The organism is Pseudomonas sp. H1h, from assembly GCF_000633255.1.
Taxonomy (GTDB): Bacteria; Pseudomonadota; Gammaproteobacteria; order Pseudomonadales; family Pseudomonadaceae; genus Aquipseudomonas.
Window position 1 is genome coordinate 38825 of sequence record NZ_AYMJ01000016.1, and the last position, 23264, is coordinate 62088.

The following is a 23264-nucleotide window of genomic DNA, read 5'->3' on the forward strand; positions in this document are numbered from 1 at the left end:
CGCCATGCTGTCCACTGGCCTGTACGGATTAGCGCATCACGATGCCGCGTTTGGCCATATACGCTTTCGCTTCCTGCACGGTGTATTCGCCGAAGTGAAAAATACTTGCGGCGAGCACTGCGCTGGCGTGACCTTCGAGGATGCCGTCAGCCAAGTGCTGCAGGTTGCCGACACCGCCAGAAGCGATTACCGGAATGCCCAGCGCATCGCTGATGGCGCGGGTCACACCTAGGTCGAAGCCGTTCTTCATGCCGTCCTGATCCATGCTGGTCAGCAGAATCTCACCGGCTCCCAGGCCTTCCATCTTCTTCGCCCACTCGACCGCATCAAGACCGGTCGGCTTGCGTCCGCCGTGGGTGAAGATTTCCCAACGCGGAGTTTCGCCCGGGCCGGAAACCTTCTTCGCGTCGATAGCGACGACGATGCACTGCGAGCCGAAATGCTGCGCGGCTTCGCCGACAAACTCAGGGTTGAACACTGCGGCGGTGTTGATCGACACCTTGTCCGCACCGGCATTGAGCAGGTTGCGGATGTCCTGCACGGTCCGCACGCCACCGCCGACGGTCAGCGGGATGAACACCTGGCTGGCCATGCGCTCGACGGTATGCAGCGTGGTGTCGCGGCCATCGACGCTGGCAGTGATGTCGAGAAAGGTAATCTCGTCGGCACCCTGCTCGTCATAACGACGGGCGATTTCCACCGGGTCACCGGCGTCGCGGATGTTCTCGAACTTCACACCTTTGACGACCCGGCCGTTGTCCACGTCCAGGCAAGGGATGATGCGTTTGGCCAGCGCCATGGTCAGTCCTCAGCCTTGGTACGAGTCGCAGAAAGCTTGCGCTTCGGCGACGTCGAGAGTGCCTTCGTAGATCGCCCGGCCGGTGATTGCGCCGATGATGCCCGGCGCCTTGGCGTCGAGCAGCGACTTGATGTCACCCAGGTTGTGAATGCCGCCGGACGCGATCACCGGGATCTTCGTGGCAGCGGCCAGGGCTGCGGTGAACGGTACGTTGCAGCCCTGCATCATGCCGTCTTTGGCGATGTCGGTATAAACGATCGAGGACACGCCGTCGGCCTCGAACTGCTTGGCCAGATCAATGACTTGCACGGTGCTGATTTCAGCCCAGCCATCGGTGGCGACAAAACCGTCCTTGGCATCCAGACCGACGATGATCTTGCCCGGGAACGCGCGGCAGGCTTCAGCGACGAAGGCCGGATCTTTAACGGCTTTGGTGCCGATGATCACGTAGCTGACGCCCGCCTTGACGTAGTGTTCGATGGTTTCCAGCGAGCGAATGCCGCCGCCGATCTGGATCGGCAGAGTCGGGTAGCGCTTGGCGATGGCGGTGACCACTTCGCCGTTGACCGGCTGACCTTCGAAAGCGCCGTTCAGATCGACCAGATGCAGACGGCGGCAACCGCCCTCCACCCACTTGGCAGCCATGCTCACCGGGTCATCGGAGAACACTGTGGAATCTTCCATGCGGCCCTGGCGCAGACGTACGCAGGCACCGTCTTTGAGATCGATAGCGGGAATAATCAGCATCTGGCAAACCTTCAAATTTGAATGTTCAGCTTGGCTCGGAAATCAGTTTTTCTCGAGCGCCCACAGGTCGCTTTCGATGCTTTCAAACCGCTCTTTGAGGTGGGTCTGCACATCGAAAATCGCCCTGTTGTAATAGTGCGGAGCAATTTCGCGGGTAAACAGCTCAAGAATTTCCGCCGCCTCGAACGAACCCAGGTCCAGTTCGAAACGGTCTTCCATGAACCGCTGAATCTTGCGATTGGCCTCGTTCTCCTGTTCGGGAGTGAGGGTCAGGATCGGCGGTTTGGACTTCTTGACAGCCATTTACCAGCGACCGTCCCACGCGGCGAAGTTCTGCAGCAATTGCAGGCCATGGGTATGGCTCTTCTCCGGGTGGAACTGCACGGCGAAACGCGAGCCATCGGCCAGCGCCGCAGCGAAGTCGACGCCGTAATGACCGCCACCCACCACCTGCCGCGCGTTGGCAGCCGCGATGTAGTAGCTGTGCACAAAGTAGAAACGCGCCATGTCCGGAATGTCATGCCACAGCGGGTGGCTGACCTTCTGCTTCACTTCGTTCCAACCCATGTGCGGGACTTTCAGGTGCTCGCCGTCTTCGTGCAGATCTTTGCCGAAGAACTTCACCGCCCCCGGGAACAGGCCGATGCAATCGACGCCATCGTTCTCTTCACTGGTGTCGAGCAAGGCTTGCATGCCGACACAGATGCCGAGGAACGGACGATCCTGACTGACTTCACGCACCAGCGAATCGAAACCGAGGCGACGGATCTCCGCCATGCAGTCGCGAATTGCGCCAACACCGGGGAATACCACGCGATCGGCTTCGCGGATCACGTCTGCATCGCTGGTGATCAGCACCTTGCCGGCACCGACGTGCTCCAGAGCCTTGGCCACCGAGTGCAGGTTGCCCATGCCGTAGTCGATAACTGCAACCGTCTGCATTACAGAACGCCTTTGGTCGATGGCATTTGCCCGGCCATGCGCTCATCCAGCTCGACGGCCATGCGCAGGGCGCGGCCGAAAGCCTTGAACACGGTTTCGATCTGGTGGTGCGTGTTGGTGCCACGCAGGTTGTCGATGTGCAGGCTGACCAGTGCGTGGTTGACGAAGCCCTGGAAGAATTCCTGGAACAGGTCAACGTCGAAGCCGCCAACGGTAGCGCGGGTGTAAGGCACGTGCATCTGCAGGCCTGGGCGGCCGGAGAAGTCGATGACCACGCGCGACAGCGCTTCATCGAGCGGCACGTAGGCATGGCCGTAGCGACGGATGCCTTTCTTGTCGCCGATGGCTTTGGCGAAGGCCTGGCCGAGGGTGATACCAACGTCTTCCACGGTATGGTGGTCGTCGATATGCAGATCGCCCTTGCATTCAATATCCAGGTCGATCAACCCGTGACGGGCGATCTGATCCAGCATGTGCTCAAGAAAAGGTACACCGATATCGAATCGGGCCTTTCCGGTGCCATCAAGGTTGATCGAGGCTTTGATCTGGGTTTCCAGAGTGTCGCGCTCGACAGACGCCTTACGTTCGGCCATCACCAGCTCCGCAAAATCATTGGGCGAAAAAGGCAGCCATTATAGGCACGCGGGGCCGAAACAGAAACACGAGACGCAATATGCCTGACGGACAGAAGCCCCGGCTGTCGCGGGTAGACATGTCCATACAAGCCATTACAGGCACCCCAAAAAAAAATGTGGGAGCGAGCCAGCTCGCGAAAACGGTGGGTCAGCCAACATTGATGTCGACTGACACTCCGTATTCGCGAGCAAGCCCGCTCCCACAGGGGTACTGCGTTTTACCGTTTACTTAGTGAAACAGTACCGCCGTCTTCTGCAGGGTCACCCACACACCCCACGCCAACGGAATCCCCACCACCAGCCACGCGGCGATCGCCAGCGGCTTGCTGCCCGGTGCGGCTTTCCACTCCAGAACCGTGCTGGCGTCGGCACCTTTGTCGTGGCCTAGCGCCTGCTCTGCAGCCAGTTCGGCGTCAGTCATGAAGTACTTGTCGTCCACCGGACGCACCAGCAGGTTGCACAGGAAACCCAGCACCAGCAGGCCGGCGAGGATGTACAGGGTGATGTCGTAAGCGGCCGCGCGCTCAACGCCGATGCTCAGTTGATACTCACGCAGGTAGTTCACCAGCACCGGACCGAGCACGCCGGCCGCCGCCCAGGCAGTCAGCAGGCGACCGTGGATCGCACCGACCATTTGCGTACCGAACAGGTCGGCCAGGTACGCCGGAACAGTCGCAAAACCACCGCCGTACATCGACAGGATGATGCAGAACGCCGCCACGAACAGCGCAACGTTGCCCAGATGGCCCATGTTCGGGATCAACGCGTACAGGGCAAAACCAAGGGCGAAGAACACGAAGTAAGTGTTTTTGCGACCCAGGTAGTCCGAGAACGAAGCCCAGAAGAACCGGCCACCAATGTTGAACAGGCTCAGCAGACCGGTGAAGCCGGCCGCGATGGCAGCAATCGAAGCCAGTTGCCCGGCGTCCAGTTGACCGAACGGCACGTCAACGCCCAGCAGCTTGCCGCCGAACACTTCCTGCAGCAGTGGCGAGGCCATGCCCAGAATGCCGATACCGGCGGACACGTTCAGGCACAGCACCAGCCACACCAGACGGAATTGCGGGGTTTTCCACGCCACATTCACGTGCACGTGACGGTGGGTGATCATCGAGTTCGAGGCTTTTTTCGCCGGCGCGGTCCAGCCTTCAGGCTTCCAGCCGGTTGGCGGAACGCGGTAGGACAACGCGCCACCGATCATGAACACGAAGTAAATCGCAGCCATCACCAGAAAGCTCTGCCACACGCCGACGCTGGTTGGCGAAGCGAAGTGGCCCATCAGCGCTGCAGCCAGTGGTGCACCGACCATCGCGCCGCCACCAAAGCCCATGATCGCCATGCCTGTGGCCATGCCGCGTTTGTCCGGGAACCACTTGATAAGGGTCGATACCGGCGAAATGTAGCCCAGACCCAGACCGATACCCCCGATCACCCCGGAGCCAATCCACATCAGCCAGATCTGGTGGGTATAGATGCCCAGCGCCGAGATCAGCAGACCGCCGCACCAGCACAGTGCCGACACAACGCCAGCCTTGCGCGGGCCTGCGTGTTCCAGCCAGCCACCCCAGATGGCTGCCGAGCAGCCGAGGAAGATGAAGAACAGGGTGTAGATCCAGCCGAGCATCGAGATCGGCCAGTCGCATTGCGACGAAAATACTTGTGCGATGAAGCTCATGTCCGGTGCGCAAGCCACTGGAGCAGTAACGCCCAGCGCCTTGGACAGCGGCAACCAGAACACCGAGAAGCCGTAGGCCATGCCGATGCATAGGTGAATGGCCAGCGCGGCCGGTGGAACCAGCCAGCGGTTGAAACCGGGCTTGGCGATAATGCGCTCCTTGGACAGGAACGCAGGCTGGTCGGCTTGCAGGCCGCCCGCCGTGATGCTCGTGCTCATTGTGTATCCCCCAATTATTAGTATGGTTCGCCAGCCACTGTTCACCCTCGGCCTTAATGCACGCAGGCATGACCGTTTTTTAAGGTGAAGCTCCTTGAGGCGCGACGTTACGTCGCAGAAGGACGGACGAACCGGCGAAGGTTACCATTTGCACGTGACAGAAAAACCAAACTGATATCACCTTTTTCGTGTCATCTGATCTCCTCCCTCTCAGGAAAAAGCCATGCCGATCGTTGTCCAAGCGCTGAACGATGCCAGCTATCAGGATCAACAGGACTTGCAGAAAATCTATCGTGACGCCCCGCAATGGCTGTTCGCACCGTATTGCGGGGACGCCCGGCTGATCGAAAGCAGCCTGGCTGACGGGTCTTTGATTGCAGGACGTTTCAATGATCGCCTGCTCGGTGCGGCGCGTCTGACAAGGCATGACACTGTTTGGTACTTGTCCCATTTATGTGTGAGAAAAGTTACCCGACGCCGTGGGGTGGCCGAGCGGCTGGTGAACCAAGCGCAAAAAATGGCGTCGCAAGCGGGTGCACAACTGCGCTTGCTAGCCCCTGCCGGACACCTTGAGGCGCAGGCGCTGGCCGCCAAACTGCAAGTGCCGCTAGAAGTAATCGCTACATGACTGCGCCCCGAATCGGGCGGATGCAGCGCTATACTCCCCGGCTAAATTACGAATTCGACTAAATTACAAGGACTCGCCCATGAAAGCGTTCGGCAAAATCCTGGGTCTGGTACTTCTCGGGCTGTTGCTGATCATTGTGGCGGCGGGCTTCGCCCTGACCCACCTCTTTGATCCCAACGACTACAAAGACGAGATCCGCCAGATAGCCCGCGACAAGGCCCACATCGAGCTGACGCTCAATGGCGATATCGGCTGGAGCCTGTTCCCGTGGCTCGGCCTGGAACTGCATGAGGCCAGCGTCGCCACCCTGATCAATCCGGCCGAACCGTATGCCGATCTGCAGATGCTCGGTCTGTCCGTGCGCGTGCTGCCGCTGTTGCGCCGCGAAGTGCAGATGAGCGACGTGCGTGTCGAAGGCTTGAACCTGCGCCTGAAACGCGACAAGAACGGCCACGGCAACTGGGAAGACATCGGCAAACTGCCACCTCCCGCCACGCCTGCCGGCAGCCCGGCGCCAGCCAGCGCTCCCGCTGCTGAGGCCGCCGCCCAGCCGGAAAAACCGCCGCAGCCAATCCGGCTCGACATCGACAGCCTGACCGTCAACAACGCCCGCGTTGAATACAACGACGAGCTGACCGGCAAGCAGTACAGCGCCGAAAGCATCCAGCTAAGCACCGGCGCGGTACACGATTCGACCAATATTCCGCTGAAAGCCACGGCGTTCCTCAGCACCAACCAGCCGGTGCTGCGGGTGCGTACCGAGCTCAACGGCGAGCTGCGCATCGAGCGCGCCCTGCAACGCTACAAGTTCGAAGACATGAAACTGTCCGGCGAACTGACTGGCGATCCGCTGCAAGGCAAGACCATGACCTTCTCTGCGCAAGGCCAGGTACTGCTGGACAAAGCCGCGAACGTCGCCGAATGGACCGGGATCAAGATTTCTGCCAACCAGTTGCGCGCCCTGGGCGAGCTGAAAGCCAACAATCTCGACAAGACCCCGCAGATCACTGGCGGCCTCTCGATCGCCCAGTTCGATCTGGCGAAATTCGTCGACAGCATCGGCCAGACGCTGCCGGCGATGGCGCCCGGCAGCCTGAGCAAGGTCGAACTGGTCAGCCGCGTGGCCGCCACGCCGACCAGCATCGCCCTCGACAACATCAACCTGAAACTCGACGACAGCAGCTTCAGCGGGCGCATTGCCGTTGAAGACTTCGCCAAACAGTCGCTGCGGGCGACCCTCAAGGCTGACACCTTCGACGTCGACCGTTACCTGCCGCCGAAATCGGACAAGGCCAAAAATGCCACACAGGTGCGTCAGGCCGAAGTCGCCAGTACCGAAGCCGATGCCATGGCCGGTGCCGGCTCCACACCGCTGCCGGACAAACCGAGCAAAAGCGCCTGGAGCACCGAGCGTCTATTGCCGGTCGAGCGCCTGGCCAAACTTGATGTCGACGCCGACCTGAGCTTCGGCCAACTGACCCTCGACAAGCTGCCGATCCAGAACGCCGCACTCAAGGCCAACGGCCAGGGCGGCCTGTTGACGCTGGAGAACCTGCGCGGCGGCCTGTACAACGGCGACTTCGAAGCCAAGGGCACCCTCGACGTGCGCCCGAGCGCGCCAGTGCTGAATCTGCAGACCCGGATCAACCGCGTGCCGGTCGAGAAAATCCTCGAAAGCCAGGGCAAGAACCCGCCGGCCAAAGGTCTGGTTACCCTGACCAGCAGCATCACCGGCAGCGGCAACAGCCAACAGGCGCTGATCGAAACCCTCAACGGCAACGCCAGTTTCGTGATCAACAACGGCGTGCTGCTCAACGCCAACCTTGAACAGCAACTGTGCAAAGGCATCGCCACCCTCAACCGCAAAACCCTCAGCGGCGAGCCGCGAGGCAAGGACACGCCATTTCAGGAGCTCAAGGGCAACCTGACCTTGCGCAACGGCGTCGCCAGCAACCCGGACCTGAAAGTGCGCATCCCGGGCATGACCGTAAACGGTGACGGCGACATCGACCTGCGGGTGCTGGGCATGGATTACCGCGTCGGCATCATCGTCGAAGGCGACACTAGCGCCATGCCGGACCCGGCCTGTCAGGTCGGCGAGAAATTCGTCGGCATCGAATGGCCGCTGCGCTGCCGTGGCCCACTGGAACTGGGCGCCAAGGCCTGCCGCGTGGACAACGAACGCCTGGGTCAGGTCGCGACCAAAATGGCCGGCGACAAGCTCAGTGAAAAGATCGACGAGAAATTGGGCGACAAAGTCAGCCCGGAACTGAAAAACGCATTGAAGGGGCTGTTCAAGCGATGAGAGCGGAGCAGTTTTCCACGGCGGTGCTGGAATGGTTCGACCGCCACGGCCGCCACGATTTGCCTTGGCAGCAAGACATCAATCCGTATCGGGTGTGGGTCTCGGAGATCATGTTGCAGCAGACCCAAGTCAGCACCGTGCTCAATTACTTCGACCGCTTCATGGCCGCGCTGCCGACGGTTCAAGCGCTGGCCGAGGCACCGGAGGACGAAGTGCTGCACCTGTGGACCGGGCTGGGCTACTACACCCGCGCGCGCAATCTGCAGAAGACCGCGAAGATCGTCGTCAGCCAGTACGGCGGCGAATTTCCGCGTGACGTCGAAAAGCTTACGGATCTGCCGGGTATCGGCCTGTCCACCGCCGGGGCTATCGCCAGCATCAGCATGGGCCTGCGCGCGCCGATCCTCGACGGCAACGTAAAACGCGTTCTGGCGCGATTCACTGCGCAAGAGGGGTATCCGGGCGAGCCTAAGGTCGCAAAGCAACTGTGGGCCAACGCAGAGCGTTTCACGCCGCACGATCGGGTCAACGCCTACACCCAGGCGATGATGGACCTCGGCGCCACGCTGTGCACCCGCAGCAAACCGAGCTGTCTGCTGTGCCCGTTGGAAAAGGGCTGCGAAGCACACATGCTCGGCCTGGAGACGCGCTACCCGATCCCCAAGCCGCGCAAAGCCATCCCGCAGAAACGCACACTGATGCCGATGCTGGCCAATGGCGAAGGCGCGATTCTGCTTTATCGCCGCCCTTCCAGCGGCCTGTGGGGCGGTTTGTGGAGCCTGCCGGAACTCGAAGACCTCGACGACCTGCAACACCTCGCCGATCAGCACTCGCTGACGATGGGCGAACAGCAGGCGCTGCCGAGCCTTGTCCACACGTTCAGCCATTTCCAGCTGTCCATCGAACCCTGGCTGGTTCAGGTACAGGAGGCCGTCCATCACGTGGCCGAGGCCGACTGGCTCTGGTATAACCTCGCCACCCCGCCGCGCCTGGGCCTTGCTGCCCCGGTCAAAACCTTGCTCGAACGCGCGGCCGCCGTCTTGAATGCAGGAGAGTCGTCATGACCCGCACCGTAATGTGCCGTAAGTACAAAGAACAATTGCCAGGACTGGAACGCCCTCCGTACCCGGGTGCCAAAGGTCAGGACATTTTCGACCACGTCTCCGCCAAGGCCTGGGCTGATTGGCAGAAACACCAGACCCTGCTGATCAACGAAAAGCGTCTGAACATGATGAACGCCGAAGATCGCAAATTTCTTCAGGGCGAAATGGACAAGTACTTCTCCGGCGAGGAATACGCTCAAGCCGAAGGCTACGTTCCGCCTGCAGAGTAAACCCCGCAAATCGGGGGTCGGATCGTAAGCGACGGAATTAATTTAAGAAATTTTAAAAAAGTCGTTGACGTAAATCCGAAAAACCCTTTTAATGCGCCCCGTTGCCCAGATAGCTCAGTCGGTAGAGCAGGGGATTGAAAATCCCCGTGTCGGCGGTTCGATTCCGTCTCTGGGCACCAAATACCGAAAACCCTGAATCGCAAGATTCAGGGTTTTTTTATGCCTGCGATTTGATGACGGCTCAATCAGTCCTTTTGCGCAGCCCGGAAAAAACCCGCGAGCCCTTCACAGGCGTCGCGGGTTTTGTCGTTTCAGGCGATCGGCAAGGCATCGACCCGCTCAACGCAAATCTGTCATTGCTCATTGAGTTTTCAACCTCGACGGGTTTCGGCGAATGGCGATCCGCGCTACTTTGGCCGCACCTTAAGGAAGAGGGTCATCCACTCGATGAACCAGAAAAGAACCCGCGTGCCCCTGCCCCATCCGCCGCCCTATCGCCAGAGCCGGGTAGCGTTCTGGCTGACGGTACTCGTCGGCGTGCTGATCGCCTTCGTCATCGGCGCATCGATCTATCTGATCATCCACAGTTTGATCAGCGGCTCCATCACCACATGGAACCGATCAGGCCCGCGCCATACCTACACCCTCGCGCTACAACCCCGAATGTATTGGTTCGAGATCGTGTCGCAGTGCATCGGCACCGTATTCCTGGTGGCCATCAGCTGGATCGGATTATGGATTTACCGAATGGCGCACGAGCCAACCGACAAGCCGAAGGCCAAACGCACACGGCAATAAGTGAAGACTCCCTTCAGAGGGTGTTGACGTAATCCACCGGCAGCAAGACCGTGTCGAGCGCAGCGTCTACCGGCAGGGAGACGACGGTAATCAGCGGACAAACGATCATCATGTAACAGATGACCGCGGACGGCATGCCGTCTCCCCCTCTCACGCCGAGCAAGTGCAAGTTGCCATCGACGCCTTTGTAATACGGCTCTTCAGAAGCACCGTTCATGCGCCCCATCATCGTTCCACAACCGGCCAACAACAAAGCCAGGCTCACCGCTGAGCCAACGCGCAAAATCCCTTTCAAACCCGCACTTCCTTCGCCACCAAACACAAGGCGCGGGATTGTACCCGCGCCCTTGCTTTACGACTGCATCAATCGCCAGTCACTTCAACTCCAGTGAAACACCAGATTGCGCGCCGTGCCGCTGCCGACGTCAGTCACATCGCGCCGCTCCTGACCATTGAGCGTGGCTCGCACGATGTACTTGCCTGGTGGCAATTGCACATACACCAGCGGCCCCGCCTGATTGAGCGTCAGCACAGGTTGCCCCGAGGCTTTTTCAATCGTCACGTCGACGTTGGCGGCGTACTCGTTTTGCATGCCGACCGAATAGGTCATGTGCAGGTTGTAGCCGGAGGTTTGCTGGATGGCTTTTGACTCGTCCAGGCCGATCCCGCCGGACAGGTAGTTGATGCCGTTTTGCTGTTGTTGCTGGACTTGCACGCCGGCACTGTCGACCGGTTCCAGGTTGGCGGCCTGCGACATGACAGGCAACAGCAGCCAACCGACAGCGGCGAACGGCAGCATGAATGAACGAATGTTTTTCATGATGGCGACTCCCGGGTTCAGAGAACCCAATCGTTACCCTTTTTTAGATTTGGCCCCGCGAGGCTTGTTTTAGATTGATTGGAACTTGGCGCGTGTACGAAATGGACTACAGATCATTGCTCGCAACCACGCCTTTTGTCGGCAACGTCCTGCAATACCCATCCCGTCTTCCTGCTGCCTTCACAGGCTCGCCCGACATCGCCGGCCGGCGACGCTTGGCATGCTTTGCATCTGTTTCCAATCATGCGGAAGACTCGATGAGCCAGGTAAAACCGACTGACGCGCAAGACCCGAACATCGATTCATTGCTGGGGGAATTGGGCGAACTGATTCGTCAGGCGCGGCAAAAAGTGCTGCGTGCGGTTGATACGATTCAAGTGCAGACCTGTTGGCAGATCGGCCGGCATATTGTCGAGTTCGAGCAGCAAGGCGCCCAGCGTGCGGGGTATGGCAAGCAGCTGCTGGCCTTGTTGGCGAAGGATTTGACGGCGCAGTTCGGGAAGGGGTTTGATGAAACCAATCTTCGGAAGATGCGCCTGTTTTATCAGTTGTTCCCAATTCGAGACGCACTGCGTCTCGAATTGAGCTGGACTCACTATCGCAGGCTGCTGCGGGTCGAAAGCGCAAAAGCGCGCCAGTGGTACGTGGAAGAAACCGCCAATCTGAACTGGTCCAGCCGCGCCCTTGATCGCCAGATCAATACGCTCTACTACGAGCGACTGCTGATGAGTCGAGACAAAGCCGATGTGATCGAAGAAGCCAGCACCCACATTGCAGCCATGAAACCCCATCCCCGGGAATTCATTCGCGACCCCGTCATACTCGAATTTCTTGGGCTACCGTCGGCCGGCAAGGTCAGGGAAAGCCGTCTTGAGCAGGCCCGCATCGACCATCTGCAGGGCTTTCTCCTGGAACTGGGTAAAGGCTTTTCCTTTGTCGCTCGGCAACAACGCATCAGTACCGATGGCGACGATCTTTACATCGATCTGGTGTTCTACAACTACTTGCTCAAATGCTTCGTGATCATTGATCTCAAACGCGGACGGCTCAGCGCCGGCGACGTCGGGCAAATGGACATGTACGTGCGCATGTACGACGAACTCAAGCGCAGTGAGGGCGACAAGCCGACCGTCGGGATCATTCTGTGTGCCGAGAGCAACGACTCGGTCGCGCGTTACTCGATGCTCAAGGGCAATGAGCAACTGTTTGCCAGCAGTTACAAGACGATACTGCCGAGTGAGGAAGAACTGCGCGCCGAACTCAATCGGGAACAGGCCTTGATCGAAGAACGCCTGCGCCTTCAATCCTCGGAATAGCAACTGCGGATTGTTCCCGGATGGCGCTAAGACTATTGTTGGCAGCTCCTCGAAAAGGTCGAAAGCGATGAGCTGTCAGGATGCGCCAGCAACGCAAGACACGCAGTCAAAGTCGCCGGCTTTGACTGATAAACACGGCGAGGCTTTCAAGGAAGTCGCCGCCGATAGCTTTGTGCTCGGCGGTTTCATCTGGCGGCACACCCTGCCCGATGCACAACGCCCGGTGGTCATCATCAACGCTGCCACCTCGGTACGCTGCCGACATTACTCGCGCTTCGCCGATTATCTGTTCACCAACGGTTTCGACGTGATCACCTATGACTACCGGGGTATCGGCGAATCCCGCCCGGCAACCCTGAAAGGCCTCGAGGCCTCATGGACCGATTGGGGTGCGCTGGATTTCGAGGCGATGCTAAAACGCGCACAACGGGAATTCCCCGGCCAGCCCATCGACGTGGTCGGTCACAGCTTCGGCGGCTGCGCAGCTGGGCTTGGCGAGTCGGGACAGGTCATTCGTCGGCTGGTGACGGTCGGCGCGCAGTTCGCTTACTGGCGCGACTATGCGTCGGAACAGCGCTGGCGCATGTTCGGCAAATGGCATTTGCTGATGCCGCTGCTGACGCGCTTCTGTGGCTATTTCCCCGGCAAGCGCCTCGGCTGGCTGGAGGACACGCCCGCCGGCGTCGTACGCGACTGGAGCACGCCTACAGCGCGATATGAGCAACGCCCGAGCGGCCGCAGACTGCTGAAGGCTTCCGGGCGACTGCCCTTCGCCAACGTCCGCGCCAAGACCCTGGCGATCAGCATCAGCGACGACCCCTACGGCACCGTCGCAGCCATCGAACGCCTGCTCGGCTACTTCAGCCATGCGCACAAAACCCACCTGCGCATCGAGCCGCAGGACATTGGCGAACAACAAGTCGGACATTTCGCCTTTTTTCGCAGCGCATACCAAGCCACACTATGGCCCATCGCTCTGACCTGGCTGCAAACCGGCGAGCTGGCCCCCGACTCACCCGGGCGGACAGTACCGCGCAGCTGAGCCCTTTCCACGCACGACGGAACACACCATGGCCTCCGCCAACAAGCAGCAAAAACGCGCCGCCCGGGCCAAGACCAAGGCCAAGCAGAACCGCACCAAACGCGCCGAGGCGCCGGTCGAACTGGATCCGAACGATGACCGCATCGATTTCGAGTCGGTGGACCTGACCGAATTGTTCAAGAAAATGATCGACGCCGAGAAGATCAGCCAGCAAGCGCTGTGCACCGCGTTCCTCGAAGACCCGTTGCTCGAGTTGGTCTACGAGCAAGAGGGCGAAGAAGGTGCGATGGACTTCATCCTCGCCGCACTGATCGAGTATCGCCAGTGGTCGAAAGAGACCGACGAAGCCGGCGCGCTGGCCTGGATCGAATCCCCGGCCTTCCAGGCCGACTATGTGGCGGCGTCCGACGCGATCGCCGCACAAACCCAACAGAAGAACTGAGTTCCCATGGCATCCCTGAACAAGCAACAGAAACGCGCCAAACGCGCCAAGGCCAAAGCCAAGCAGATCCGCATGGTCGGCCGTAAGCCGCTGGACCAGGACGATGATCTCGGGCATCTGGCCGAGCCGATCCCTGAATACACCCTGGCAATGTTCAGCAAAATGCGCGACGCCGAAGCCGTCAGCCGCAACGACATGCTGCTGACGTTGCTGCGTGAGCTGGCGTTCATCATCGTTGACCATCCTGAGCTGCTGGACATGGAAAACGCCGAAAACGAAGGCATGGCCGCCACCCACCTGGCCGCCGACATGCTGATCGACTACCGCATGTGGGCCGACGGCATGGACATCGAAACCGCACAGGCCTGGCTGAGCGAGCCGCAGTTCATCACCGACTTCGGGGTTGCGCTGGATACTTACGGCAAGTCGATGGATACGCAGGAAGAAAAGAGCGAATAAACCCCGCTCCGAAACAAAAACGGCCGCTCGTCATCACTGACAGCGGCCGTTTTTTTATTTGGGCGATTCGAAAGCCCTCCGTCCGAGAGCAATGTATATCCCATTGACATATCCCAACCGCAACCTATTCTTGCTTCATTGCAGACGCAGACATTGGAGGCCGAATATGGAACAAACCACAATTTTCATGAGCAATAGAAGCCAGGCCGTTCGACTGCCCAAGGCAGTCGCAATGCCCAGCGATGTCAAACGCGTTGAAGTGATCGCCATCGGCAGAACACGCGTCATCACACCTGCCGGAGAAAGCTGGGATAGCTGGTTCGATGGCGATAACGTTTCCGCTGATTTCATGGTTGACCGTGAGCAACCCAATGATCAGGAGCGTGAGTCGTTCTGATGATCAAATACATGCTGGATACCAACGTCTGTATTTTCACCATCAAGAACAAACCACAAATTGTCCGAGAAGCGTTCAACCGACATTCCGGACAATTGTGCATCAGCGCTATCACGCTCATGGAGCTTATCTACGGCGCTGAAAAGTCGGCGGCCCCCGAAAAGAATCTTTCGGTTGTCGAAGGATTCGTTGCTCGACTGGAAGTCTTGGCTTTTGACAATGACGCAGCAGCGCAGGCCGGAATGATTCGATCTGAGCTGGCTAGAGCAGGAACACCTATTGGCCCCTATGACCAAATGATCGCCGGTCACGCGCGCTCACAAGGCCTTATTGTGGTGACGAACAATGTACGGGAATTTGAACGTGTTTCCGGATTGCGCACAGAAGATTGGGTGCACCCTGAATAATCCACCGTTCCCAAACAAAAACGGCCGCTCGTCATCACTGACAGCGGCCGTTTTGCATTACGCGCTACGGGTCAGTTGAGCACCACCGCACCACGTTTTTCCAGCTTGCGACGGCGTGCTACCAGCAGGCCGGCAGCGACCACCAACAGGCTCAGCAGGCCGGTCGCGAGGATTTCCACGCGGTGGGCTTCCTGGAACAGCATGATGGTCAGGGCCGCGACGATGAAGATGATCACCGCGTAGGTCAGGCCCGGGAACAGCCACATGCTGAAGACGATTTTCTCGCCGCGGGCCATGCGCTGTTTGCGCATGCGCAGTTGCGAGAACGCGATCACCAGGTACACCAGCAGCGCGATGGCGCCGGAGCTGGCCAGCAGGAACTCGAACACCGCAGCCGGCGCCACGTAGTTGGCAAAGGTGCAGAGGAACGCCGCGCCAGTGGACAGCATCACCGCCCAGTAAGGCGTGCCGCTTTTGTTGGTGCGGGTCGACATGGCTGGCGCGTCACCGCGCTTGCCCAGGGAGAACAGCATACGCGACGAGGTGTACAGCGCCGAGTTCAGGCAGCTGGTCACCGCGACCAGTACCACGATGTCGACGATCATTTTCGCGTTCGGAATGCCCATGCGCTCAAGCACGGTCTGATAGGAACCGAGGTTGGCCAGGGTCGGATCGTTCCACGGCACCAAGGCCACGACGATGAAGATCGAGACGAGATAGAACAGGCCGATCCGCCAGATAACAGAGTTGGTGGCCTTGGAGATTTGCTTGCCCGGGTTCTTCGATTCCGCGGCTGCGATGGTCACGATTTCGGTGCCCATGAACGAGAACATGGTGGTCAGGATCGCGCCCAGTACTGCGCCCATGCCGTTTGGCAGGAAGCCGCCGGAGTCGAACAGGTGCGAAACGCCGCTGACCTGGCTGTTTGGCAGGAAGCCGAAGATGGCCGCCAGACCGAGGATGATGAAGCCGATGATCGCCAGCACTTTGATCAGGGCAAACCAGAATTCGAATTCACCGTAGTTTTTCACGCTGAACAGGTTGGTCACGGTGAGCAGCAGGGTAATGATCAACGCAAACGCCCAAATGCCTACACTCGGGAACCATGCGTGCAAGATGGTCGCGGCGGCGTTGGCCTCCAGCGGGATCACCAGGACCCAGAACCACCAGTAGAGCCAGCCGATGGTGAAACCGGCCCAATGCCCGATGGCACGGTCGGCGTAAGTCGAGAACGAGCCGGTGTCGGGCGAGGCCACAGCCATCTCACCGAGCATGCGCATCACCAGCACCACCAGGGTACCGGCGGCGGCGTAGGCCAACAGCACGGCAGGGCCGGCGGCAGCGATAGCGTGGCCGGAGCCAACGAACAGACCGGCGCCGATCACACCGGCGATCGACAACATGGTCACATGACGCGGTTTGAGCCCCTGTTCGAGGCCATTGGAGCTTGGGGTACTGCTCATCGAAACTACCTTTGCAAGGAAAGCGATTGCGTCCGTCCCGTCTGGCTTTCCTTCTCGTAAAAAGAAACCAACGGGGCGTTCCGGATTCTGCACGCAATAAATGCGCCAAAATGTTTCAAACTCTTCTGGCCCGCGGCTTTGAACGCGACCGGACAGTCATCGCAAGTCCTTAAAATTAATGGCAATTTGCCAGAGCGTTACCCTGCGACTCACTTTTCAAACGAACGAGCGCACCAGAAACACACTGAAAAAGTGTGGGATGCACAATAAAAGGGCAATTCAGGAACGTTCGGCCGGATAGCGCTTCCAACACCCCGCCAAAGCTGGCAACATCGCGCCTTTTTTTACGCGACGCCCACGGGTTTGCACGATCAAACACCCGTTCGGTTGTTGATGGGGCGACAGTCTGCTGTGCCGATGCGACAACCTGCCACACGCCATCCGCTTACCGCCCGTAGCGCTGTTGGCTGCCATTGAAACGCTATGCTAGCTTGGCCGCCTCGCCAGGAAGGCCAGCCAACAGCAGGAGCGCAACATATATGAGGAACGCACATGGCTGAGGCCACGCCCGCGCTTGAAATCCGCAACTTGCACAAACGCTACGGACAGCTTGAGGTGCTCAAAGGCATCTCGCTGACCGCCCGCGACGGCGATGTGATCTCGATCCTCGGTTCCTCCGGTTCCGGCAAGTCCACGTTCCTGCGTTGCATCAACCTGTTGGAAAATCCGCACCAGGGCCAGATCCTGGTGGCCGGTGAAGAGCTCAAGCTCAAGGCCGCCAAGAATGGCGAACTGGTTGCCGCCGACGGCAAACAGATCAACCGCCTGCGCTCCGAGATTGGTTTTGTGTTTCAAAACTTTAATCTGTGGCCGCACATGAGCGTGCTCGACAACATCATCGAAGCTCCGCGTCGGGTGCTAGGCCAGAGCAAGGCTGAAGCCATCGAAGTGGCCGAAGCGCTGCTGGCCAAGGTCGGCATCGCCGACAAACGCCACGCCTACCCGGCGCAATTGTCCGGTGGCCAGCAACAACGCGCGGCCATCGCCCGCACCCTGGCGATGCAACCGAAGGTGATTCTGTTCGACGAGCCCACCTCCGCCCTTGACCCGGAAATGGTTCAGGAAGTACTTAGTGTCATCCGCGCATTGGCCGAAGAAGGCCGCACCATGCTGTTGGTGACTCACGAAATGGGCTTTGCCCGTCAGGTCTCCAGCGAAGTGGTGTTCCTCCACCAGGGGTTGGTGGAAGAGCAAGGATCGCCTCAGCAGGTGTTCGAAAACCCGCTTTCGGCGCGCTGCAAACAATTCATGTCCAGCAACCGCTAACGGAGCAACATGCATGCAGAATTTCAAGAAGGTCTTCCTGGCTGCCGCCGTCACCCTCGCATTCAGCGCCGGTGCCATGGCCGAGACCCTGAAGATGGGCATCGAAGCGGCGTACCCGCCGTTCAATAACAAAGACGCGAGCGGCAACGTGGTCGGCTTCGACAAAGACATCGGCGACGCCCTGTGCGCCAAGATGAAAGTCGAGTGCACCGTCGTCACATCCGACTGGGACGGCATCATCCCTGCGCTGAACGCCAAGAAGTTCGACTTCCTGGTGTCTTCGCTGTCGATCACCGAAGAGCGCAAGGGCGCGGTGGACTTCACCGACCCGTACTACTCGAACAAGCTGCAGTTCATTGCGCCGAAAAACGTCGACTTCAAAACCGACAAGGATTCGCTCAAAGGCAAAACCATCGGTACGCAGCGTGCGACGCTGGCCGGTACCTGGCTGGAAGACACCTACGGTGATGACATCAAGGTCAGCCTCTACGACACCCAGGAAAACGCCTACCTGGACCTGACTTCCGGTCGTGTCGACGCCATCCTCGCCGACAAGTACGCCAACTATGACTGGCTGAAAAGCGACGCCGGCAAGAACTACGAGTTCAAAGGCGACCCGGTCGTGGAAAGCGACAAGATCGGCATCGCTGTACGTAAAGGCGATCCGCTGCGCGAGAAGCTGAACGCCGCACTGAAGGAAATCGTCGCCGACGGTACCTACAAGAAGATCAACGACAAGTACTTCCCGTTCAGCATCTATTGATCCTGACCTGTGGGACTGGCGCCGTGACTCAACGGCGTCGGCTCCCGACTTTGCCTGCCGCAATTTGAACAGAAATCCATGATTATCGACCTCTACGGATTCGGCCCGGCCCTCGCCGCCGGCGCGCTGATGACCGTCAAACTGGCTCTCACCGCCCTGTGTCTTGGACTGGTGCTCGGTCTGCTCGGCGCCTTGGCCAAGACTTCCCCGTACAAGCCGCTGCAATGGCTTGGCGGCACTTATTCGACCTTGGTGCGTGGCGTCCCGGAATTGCTCTGGGTGCTGTTGATCTACTTCGGTACAGTCAACCTGATGCGCAGCCTTGGTGAGTTTTTCGGCAATCCCGATCTGCAACTCAGTGCCTTCGCCGCCGGCGTCATTGCGCTGGGCCTGTGCTTTGGCGCCTATGCCACGGAAGTGTTCCGCGGCGCGATTCTCGCCATTCCCAAGGGCCACCGTGAAGCCGGCGTGGCGCTGGGCCTGTCGAAATGGCGGATCTTCACCAGGCTGATCATGCCGCAGATGTGGCGCATTGCCCTGCCGGGCCTGGGCAATCTGTTCATGATCCTGATGAAAGACACCGCGTTGGTGTCGGTGATCGGCCTGGAAGAAATCATGCGTCACGCGCAGATCGGCGTGACCGTCTCGAAGCAACCGTTCACCTTCTATCTGGTGGCCGCAGTCATGTACCTGGGCCTCACAGTGCTGGCGATGACCGGCATGCACTTCCTGGAAAAACGCGCCGCTCGCGGCTTTGCGAGGAGCGCTTCATGAATTGGGAAGTGATCATCAAGTGGCTGCCGAAACTGGCGCAGGGCGCGACCCTGACCCTGGAGCTGGTAGCCATTGCAGTGATTGCCGGCCTGCTGCTGGCAATTCCCCTGGGCATCGCCCGCTCTTCGAAGCTGTGGTACGTGCGCGCTTTGCCCTACGCCTACATCTTCTTTTTCCGTGGCACGCCGTTACTGGTGCAACTGTTCCTCGTCTACTACGGCCTGGCGCAGTTCGACGCGGTCCGTAACAGCGCGATGTGGCCGTACCTGCGCGATCCGTTCTGGTGTACTACTGCGACCATGACCCTGCACACCGCGGCTTACATCGCCGAGATCCTGCGCGGCGCGATCCAGGCGATTCCACCCGGGGAAATCGAAGCGGCGCGGGCCCTGGGCATGTCCAAACCCAAGGCGATGTTCTACATCATGCTGCCGCGTGCGGCGCGCATCGGTCTGCCGGCCTACAGCAACGAAGTGATCCTGATGCTCAAGGCCAGTGCGCTGGCGAGCACCGTGACCCTGCTGGAACTGACCGGAATGGCCCGCACGATCATCGCCCGCACCTACCTGCCGGTGGAAATCTTCTTCGCCGCCGGCGTGTTCTATCTGCTGATGTCCTACGTGCTGGTGCGCGGCTTCAAGCTGCTGGAGCGCTGGTTGCGCGTCGATGCCTGCCAAGGGCGTTGATCCTTCCTACGTGCTGACGGGCGAGGACCTACTCGCCCGCTTCACCGCGCAGGATGCTTTTTTGATCGAGCATCAGGCGCTGTGGAAACCTCGTCCGTTCACCCATCTTTCGCTTCCGTGGGAAACCGCCTACCCCGAATTGGCTTCGTGGCTACGCGGACGATCGCTGGAAGATGCAGAGCGGGTGCATAACCATCCTGCCGATCTCCTCGATGCGCCGGAGCCGTTCGCTTCATTGGCGGCGTTGTCGGCTGCGCTGAGCGCGGTCGGTGAGTTGCCGGGGCATGCGCTTGAAACAGCAAGCCATCGCTTGAACGTCGATGTGCCGGGGCGCAAGTGGCAGCAGATCGAGGCGTTCGCCAGTCGTTTGTCTTTCGCCTCGCAGCCAACGCATTGGCTGGACTGGTGTTCTGGCAAGGGGCATTTGGGTCGGCGTCTTTTGGGTGCGGGACAACAACTGACTTGTGTCGAATACGATCCGGCGCTGGTTGCCAGCGGTCAGGCGCTGAGTCAGCGGCATCATCTGCACGCTCTGCATGTCGAGCAGGATGTACTGGCATCAAACGCCGCAACCGTGTTGAGCGCTCAACACACTCCCGTCGCCCTGCACGCCTGCGGTGACCTGCATGTGCGTCTGATGCAATTGGCGAGCGCAGCCGGATGTGAGCGAATGGCCATCGCCCCGTGCTGCTACAACCGGATCAATCGCAACGAGTACCGGGCATTGTCCTGCGCGGGCTTGCGATCCGCCCTACAGCTGTCACTCGAAGATCTTGCACTGCCCATGAGTGAAACCGTCACCGCCGGTGCAAGAGTCCGACGTCAGCGCGACACCTCCATGGCCCGTCGTCTGGCCTTCGACCTGCTGCAGCGACAAGTGCGCGGAGTAGACGAATACCTGCCCACCCCGCCCCTGCCCAGCGCCTGGCTGGAAAAACCCTTCGCTGATTACTGTCGCGATCTGGCCGCATTGAAGGAGTTATCCACACTCGGCACGCCCGATTGGCAGGCGTTGGAAGTCGCTGGTTGGCAGCGCTTGGCCGAAGTTCGCAACCTGGAATTGCTGCGCGGACTGTTCCGACGACCGCTGGAGCTTTGGCTGAATCTGGATCGGGCACTTTTCCTCGTAGAGCAGGGATATGTCGTACGCCTCGGCACCTTCTGCGACACCCCACTGACCCCACGTAATTTTCTGCTGCTGGCCGAACGGAGTTAAATCCTTTCCAGCCTGTGGATAACTCTGTTGATGGTTTTCCCGTGGATCCAATATCCATCGCCGTTACGCGACCGCAACAGCATTGGTCATTTTTTGTTCACATAGATAAAAAACCTGTAAAACAGGGCGTTGCGAGCAAAATGAGAACATGTCCACAAAATCCCCCGCAACACCGCCGTTGCGCCCACCCGTTGTGCATAAGCTTCCAATCAAAAGGGCATAAACGGGTGAAATGGGTGCTTGAGCAGTGCAAAAATACTGCCCTCACGCTCAGGCTGGATTGGCCGCCAGGAAGCCCGGTTTTGCAGCTGAAAACCCGACGACACAGCCCAAGCCACGCCTGATCCAGCGCCTGCGTAAAAATAGTCTGAATTCAGGGGTTTACAGAACCAACCCAATCGCTATAATCGTCGCCCACACGCCGGTATAGCTCAGTTGGTAGAGCAACTGACTTGTAATCAGTAGGTCCCGGGTTCGACTCCTGGTGCCGGCACCATACAAAACAAAGCCCCTGCAGAAATGCAGGGGCTTTGTTGTTTTTGGAACGTCCACATGACGTCCACATGACGTCCACATTGGCTTTAACGGCCGGATAATCAAAAATAGTCGTTAATCTGAATGGCTCGTCAGCGAGGCACTTGTGTCTGCCGGTGCAGAGCAAAGCACTTCCGTAACACGTGCAGCCTGCCCGGCCTTCATCTGACGTACAGAGTCCAGCAAGCCCTTCTGGAATTGCTCCAGCTCATTGGCCATCGCTGATTTTCATCCTTCAGTTGCTTAAGAACGGCTGCGCAGGTTGTCGAATAATGACACGTATGCCGCCTCGCTTTTCACACCTGACTAATCTCAAACACAAACGAAATCCTGCACTGGCTCGCACTCCACACATAACGCAGATGCTTGCCCTGCTTCGGAATCGACACCGCCGGCGGCCGGAACGCGGCGACACATTCATGGCCCGGGAGGCGCACGCTGTTGTAGAGCAGCCCCCAGGATTCAGACTCGCGCAGTTGTCGGGCAAACGCCTGAGACGGGCCATAGGCGCCCGGATCGGGCTGATGCAAGTCGGGAAAGTCGTGACGAACATCGTGCAGCGGCTTAACCACGCGATTGACGTAAGTCCGCATGGTCAGCTCAAGATCCGCTTCGTGGGTGGCCGCGAGGAAACGTTCCTGGTGATAGCAGGTTTCGGCGATGGCGGCGGCCTGGCTGCTGGCGGCGTAGTAGACGCCGAAGGTGCCGTCGGTGAAGCGGCTGCTTTTGCCGACGTGGGTAAATGCCGCCATCACCGGGGTGGAACCGGGGCCGGAGAGTCGGTCTTCGGGGCGCACGCGGGCGAGGACGCCGGCCTGTTCGATCAGGCGATCGTTGGTCAGCGCTTCCAGCGCGTAGGCGATTTCCAGGTCTTCGGGGTCGAGCACGTCTTCGAACAGCGCAATCGGCGGGAAGCTGCTGTTGACGATCCGATAGGCTTTCGGCCATTGCGGCTCGGCCAGCGGCGGAGCCTTCACCCGCGCACCCCGTCTAGGTAACGGCGAACGTCAGCGATGTCGACCACCCTCCCGGCAAGCATGTAATCCAGCGCCGTTCGGCCATTGAATGGCGCAGCCGTGTTGGGGCTGCTGACCCACGTGTAGGCGCGCTCGCGGCTGTTGCTGAAGATGATGCTCAACGCCTTGTGAATGCCCATCAGGTACGAGATGCGCTCTAGCGTGTCGTGCGGCAGGCGAATGTTCGGCGGCAGGTGTTTGTACTTGTAGAACGTGGTGTTGCCGACGCCACCCAGCAAAGTGCGTTGCTGCTCGGCGTTGCAGCCCCAGCGCTCCATGAGGTTGAAGAAAAACTTCAGCGCGACGCGCCCGGCTTCGGGGACGTCGAGTTGTTCACGCGGGGTGAGGGCTGGGGATGAGGTAGGCACGGCCGCCTCCATTGCTGAGTGAATGCTTTCAAGCCTAGTACAGATACGGATTTTTGTTATCTATTAATCCGTAAGTGAATCAATTCCTTTCTTTGATAAGGTCCCGGGAAAAGCCACGAATTGTTATTCCAAGTCAGCATTTTTTGACCTTCAT

27 protein-coding genes, 2 tRNA genes and 1 pseudogene are annotated in these 23264 nt (G+C 59.4%); 18 read left to right on the forward strand and 12 right to left on the reverse strand.

Features of this window, described 5'->3' with window-relative positions; genetic code table 11:
- Positions 1-28: 28 nt before the first annotated feature.
- The 6 genes from hisF to U862_RS0113835 form a co-directional block, all read right to left on the reverse strand.
- Positions 29-799 (reverse strand): imidazole glycerol phosphate synthase subunit HisF, encoded by a 771-nt coding sequence (gene hisF / locus U862_RS0113810; protein WP_007909211.1) that lies wholly within the window; start codon positions 797-799, stop codon positions 29-31.
- Between the two features lie 9 nt (positions 800-808).
- The gene (gene hisA / locus U862_RS0113815) at positions 809-1546 is read right to left on the reverse strand and encodes a 1-(5-phosphoribosyl)-5-[(5-phosphoribosylamino)methylideneamino]imidazole-4-carboxamide isomerase (RefSeq protein ID WP_003220753.1); all 738 of its coding nucleotides are present in this window, start codon (positions 1544-1546) and stop codon (positions 809-811) included.
- A 42-nt stretch (positions 1547-1588) separates the two neighbouring features.
- Complete coding sequence (locus tag U862_RS0113820; RefSeq protein ID WP_025110933.1) at positions 1589-1849, reverse strand: DUF2164 domain-containing protein; 261 nt, start codon at positions 1847-1849, stop codon at positions 1589-1591.
- Positions 1850-2488, reverse strand: a complete 639-nt coding sequence (hisH, locus tag U862_RS0113825) for an imidazole glycerol phosphate synthase subunit HisH (protein WP_025110934.1) — start codon at positions 2486-2488, stop codon at positions 1850-1852.
- Positions 2488-3081: an imidazoleglycerol-phosphate dehydratase HisB gene (gene hisB, locus U862_RS0113830; protein ID WP_007909204.1), complete on the reverse strand. Its 594-nt coding sequence runs from the start codon at positions 3079-3081 to the stop codon at positions 2488-2490. Before hisB ends, hisH begins: the two co-directional genes overlap by 1 nt.
- Before the next feature lie 271 nt (positions 3082-3352).
- Positions 3353-5017 carry an OFA family MFS transporter gene (locus U862_RS0113835; protein ID WP_025110935.1) on the reverse strand — a complete coding sequence of 555 codons (1665 nt, stop codon included), beginning with the start codon at positions 5015-5017 and terminating at the stop codon, positions 3353-3355.
- Positions 5018-5240: 223 nt separating this feature from the next.
- Here U862_RS0113835 and U862_RS0113840 point away from each other — a divergent pair, with 223 nt between their 5' ends.
- The 6 genes from U862_RS0113840 (at position 5241) to U862_RS0113865 (ending at position 10081) form a co-directional block, all read left to right on the forward strand.
- The gene (locus tag U862_RS0113840) at positions 5241-5645 is read left to right on the forward strand and encodes an acetyl-CoA sensor PanZ family protein (protein ID WP_025110936.1); all 405 of its coding nucleotides are present in this window, start codon (positions 5241-5243) and stop codon (positions 5643-5645) included.
- Positions 5646-5724: 79 nt separating this feature from the next.
- Complete coding sequence (locus U862_RS0113845) at positions 5725-7950, forward strand: AsmA family protein (RefSeq protein ID WP_025110937.1); 2226 nt, start codon at positions 5725-5727, stop codon at positions 7948-7950.
- Positions 7947-9014, forward strand: a complete 1068-nt coding sequence (gene mutY, locus U862_RS0113850) for an A/G-specific adenine glycosylase (protein WP_025110938.1) — start codon at positions 7947-7949, stop codon at positions 9012-9014. The genes U862_RS0113845 and mutY overlap by 4 nt, the downstream gene beginning before the upstream one ends.
- Positions 9011-9283: an oxidative damage protection protein gene (locus U862_RS0113855; RefSeq protein WP_025110939.1), complete on the forward strand. Its 273-nt coding sequence runs from the start codon at positions 9011-9013 to the stop codon at positions 9281-9283. The genes mutY and U862_RS0113855 overlap by 4 nt, the downstream gene beginning before the upstream one ends.
- Positions 9284-9386: 103 nt before the next feature.
- Positions 9387-9462: transfer RNA gene (locus tag U862_RS0113860), tRNA-Phe, on the forward strand.
- Positions 9463-9586: 124 nt separating this feature from the next.
- Complete coding sequence (locus U862_RS0113865; protein WP_256214681.1) at positions 9587-10081, forward strand: hypothetical protein; 495 nt, start codon at positions 9587-9589, stop codon at positions 10079-10081.
- A 13-nt stretch (positions 10082-10094) separates the two neighbouring features.
- Here the strand turns inward: U862_RS0113865 and U862_RS0113870 are convergent, their stop codons facing one another.
- Both U862_RS0113870 and U862_RS0113875 read right to left on the reverse strand, forming a co-directional pair.
- Positions 10095-10376, reverse strand: coding sequence for a YceK/YidQ family lipoprotein (locus tag U862_RS0113870; protein ID WP_025110941.1), 282 nt, complete (start codon positions 10374-10376; stop codon positions 10095-10097).
- 84 nt (positions 10377-10460) lie between these two features.
- A complete protein-coding gene (locus U862_RS0113875) occupies positions 10461-10901 on the reverse strand; it encodes a hypothetical protein (protein ID WP_029977657.1) in 441 nt (146 codons plus the stop codon).
- A 257-nt stretch (positions 10902-11158) separates the two neighbouring features.
- Between U862_RS0113875 and U862_RS0113880 the strand changes: the two genes are divergently transcribed.
- The 6 genes from U862_RS0113880 to vapC all read left to right on the forward strand — a co-directional run bounded on the left by U862_RS0113880 (position 11159) and on the right by vapC (position 14964).
- Positions 11159-12217, forward strand: a complete 1059-nt coding sequence (locus tag U862_RS0113880; RefSeq protein ID WP_025110942.1) for a YhcG family protein — start codon at positions 11159-11161, stop codon at positions 12215-12217.
- Between the two features lie 67 nt (positions 12218-12284).
- Complete coding sequence (locus U862_RS0113885) at positions 12285-13259, forward strand: alpha/beta fold hydrolase (RefSeq protein ID WP_025110943.1); 975 nt, start codon at positions 12285-12287, stop codon at positions 13257-13259.
- 28 nt (positions 13260-13287) lie between these two features.
- Entirely contained in the window at positions 13288-13701 is a 414-nt protein-coding gene (locus U862_RS0113890) for a hypothetical protein (protein WP_025110944.1), read from the forward strand.
- A 6-nt stretch (positions 13702-13707) separates the two neighbouring features.
- On the forward strand, positions 13708-14160 hold the full coding sequence (locus U862_RS0113895; RefSeq protein ID WP_025110945.1) for a hypothetical protein: 453 nt from the start codon (positions 13708-13710) through the stop codon (positions 14158-14160).
- Between the two features lie 166 nt (positions 14161-14326).
- Positions 14327-14557 carry a type II toxin-antitoxin system VapB family antitoxin gene (gene vapB / locus U862_RS0113900; protein ID WP_025110946.1) on the forward strand — a complete coding sequence of 77 codons (231 nt, stop codon included), beginning with the start codon at positions 14327-14329 and terminating at the stop codon, positions 14555-14557.
- A complete protein-coding gene (vapC, locus tag U862_RS0113905) occupies positions 14557-14964 on the forward strand; it encodes a tRNA(fMet)-specific endonuclease VapC (protein WP_025110947.1) in 408 nt (135 codons plus the stop codon). The genes vapB and vapC overlap by 1 nt, the downstream gene beginning before the upstream one ends.
- A gap of 71 nt (positions 14965-15035) precedes the next feature.
- Here vapC and gabP read toward each other — a convergent pair whose 3' ends face one another.
- Positions 15036-16427, reverse strand: a complete 1392-nt coding sequence (gabP, locus tag U862_RS0113910; protein ID WP_025110948.1) for a GABA permease — start codon at positions 16425-16427, stop codon at positions 15036-15038.
- A 552-nt stretch (positions 16428-16979) separates the two neighbouring features.
- Between gabP and U862_RS0113915 the strand changes: the two genes are divergently transcribed.
- The 6 genes from U862_RS0113915 to U862_RS0113940 all read left to right on the forward strand — a co-directional run bounded on the left by U862_RS0113915 (position 16980) and on the right by U862_RS0113940 (position 21688).
- Positions 16980-17753 carry an ABC transporter ATP-binding protein gene (locus U862_RS0113915; RefSeq protein WP_025110949.1) on the forward strand — a complete coding sequence of 258 codons (774 nt, stop codon included), beginning with the start codon at positions 16980-16982 and terminating at the stop codon, positions 17751-17753.
- A 13-nt stretch (positions 17754-17766) separates the two neighbouring features.
- Complete coding sequence (locus U862_RS0113920; protein ID WP_025110950.1) at positions 17767-18516, forward strand: ABC transporter substrate-binding protein; 750 nt, start codon at positions 17767-17769, stop codon at positions 18514-18516.
- 78 nt (positions 18517-18594) lie between these two features.
- Entirely contained in the window at positions 18595-19290 is a 696-nt protein-coding gene (locus tag U862_RS0113925) for an ABC transporter permease (protein ID WP_025110951.1), read from the forward strand.
- Positions 19287-19976 (forward strand): ABC transporter permease, encoded by a 690-nt coding sequence (locus U862_RS0113930; protein ID WP_025110952.1) that lies wholly within the window; start codon positions 19287-19289, stop codon positions 19974-19976. The genes U862_RS0113925 and U862_RS0113930 overlap by 4 nt, the downstream gene beginning before the upstream one ends.
- Positions 19957-21192, forward strand: a complete 1236-nt coding sequence (locus U862_RS0113935; RefSeq protein WP_025110953.1) for a methyltransferase — start codon at positions 19957-19959, stop codon at positions 21190-21192. Before U862_RS0113930 ends, U862_RS0113935 begins: the two co-directional genes overlap by 20 nt.
- A 420-nt stretch (positions 21193-21612) precedes the next feature.
- A tRNA-Thr gene (locus U862_RS0113940) sits at positions 21613-21688 on the forward strand.
- Between the two features lie 131 nt (positions 21689-21819).
- On the opposite strand, the pseudogene U862_RS31155 reads toward U862_RS0113940, so the two are convergent.
- From U862_RS31155 to U862_RS0113955, 3 genes and pseudogenes are all read right to left on the reverse strand, one after another.
- A pseudogene (locus tag U862_RS31155) lies at positions 21820-21945 on the reverse strand (transcriptional regulator); the annotation flags it as partial.
- A gap of 77 nt (positions 21946-22022) precedes the next feature.
- Complete coding sequence (locus tag U862_RS0113950; RefSeq protein ID WP_025110954.1) at positions 22023-22703, reverse strand: RES family NAD+ phosphorylase; 681 nt, start codon at positions 22701-22703, stop codon at positions 22023-22025.
- A complete protein-coding gene (locus tag U862_RS0113955; RefSeq protein ID WP_007961687.1) occupies positions 22700-23110 on the reverse strand; it encodes an MbcA/ParS/Xre antitoxin family protein in 411 nt (136 codons plus the stop codon). Before U862_RS0113955 ends, U862_RS0113950 begins: the two co-directional genes overlap by 4 nt.
- Positions 23111-23264 lie beyond the last annotated feature (154 nt).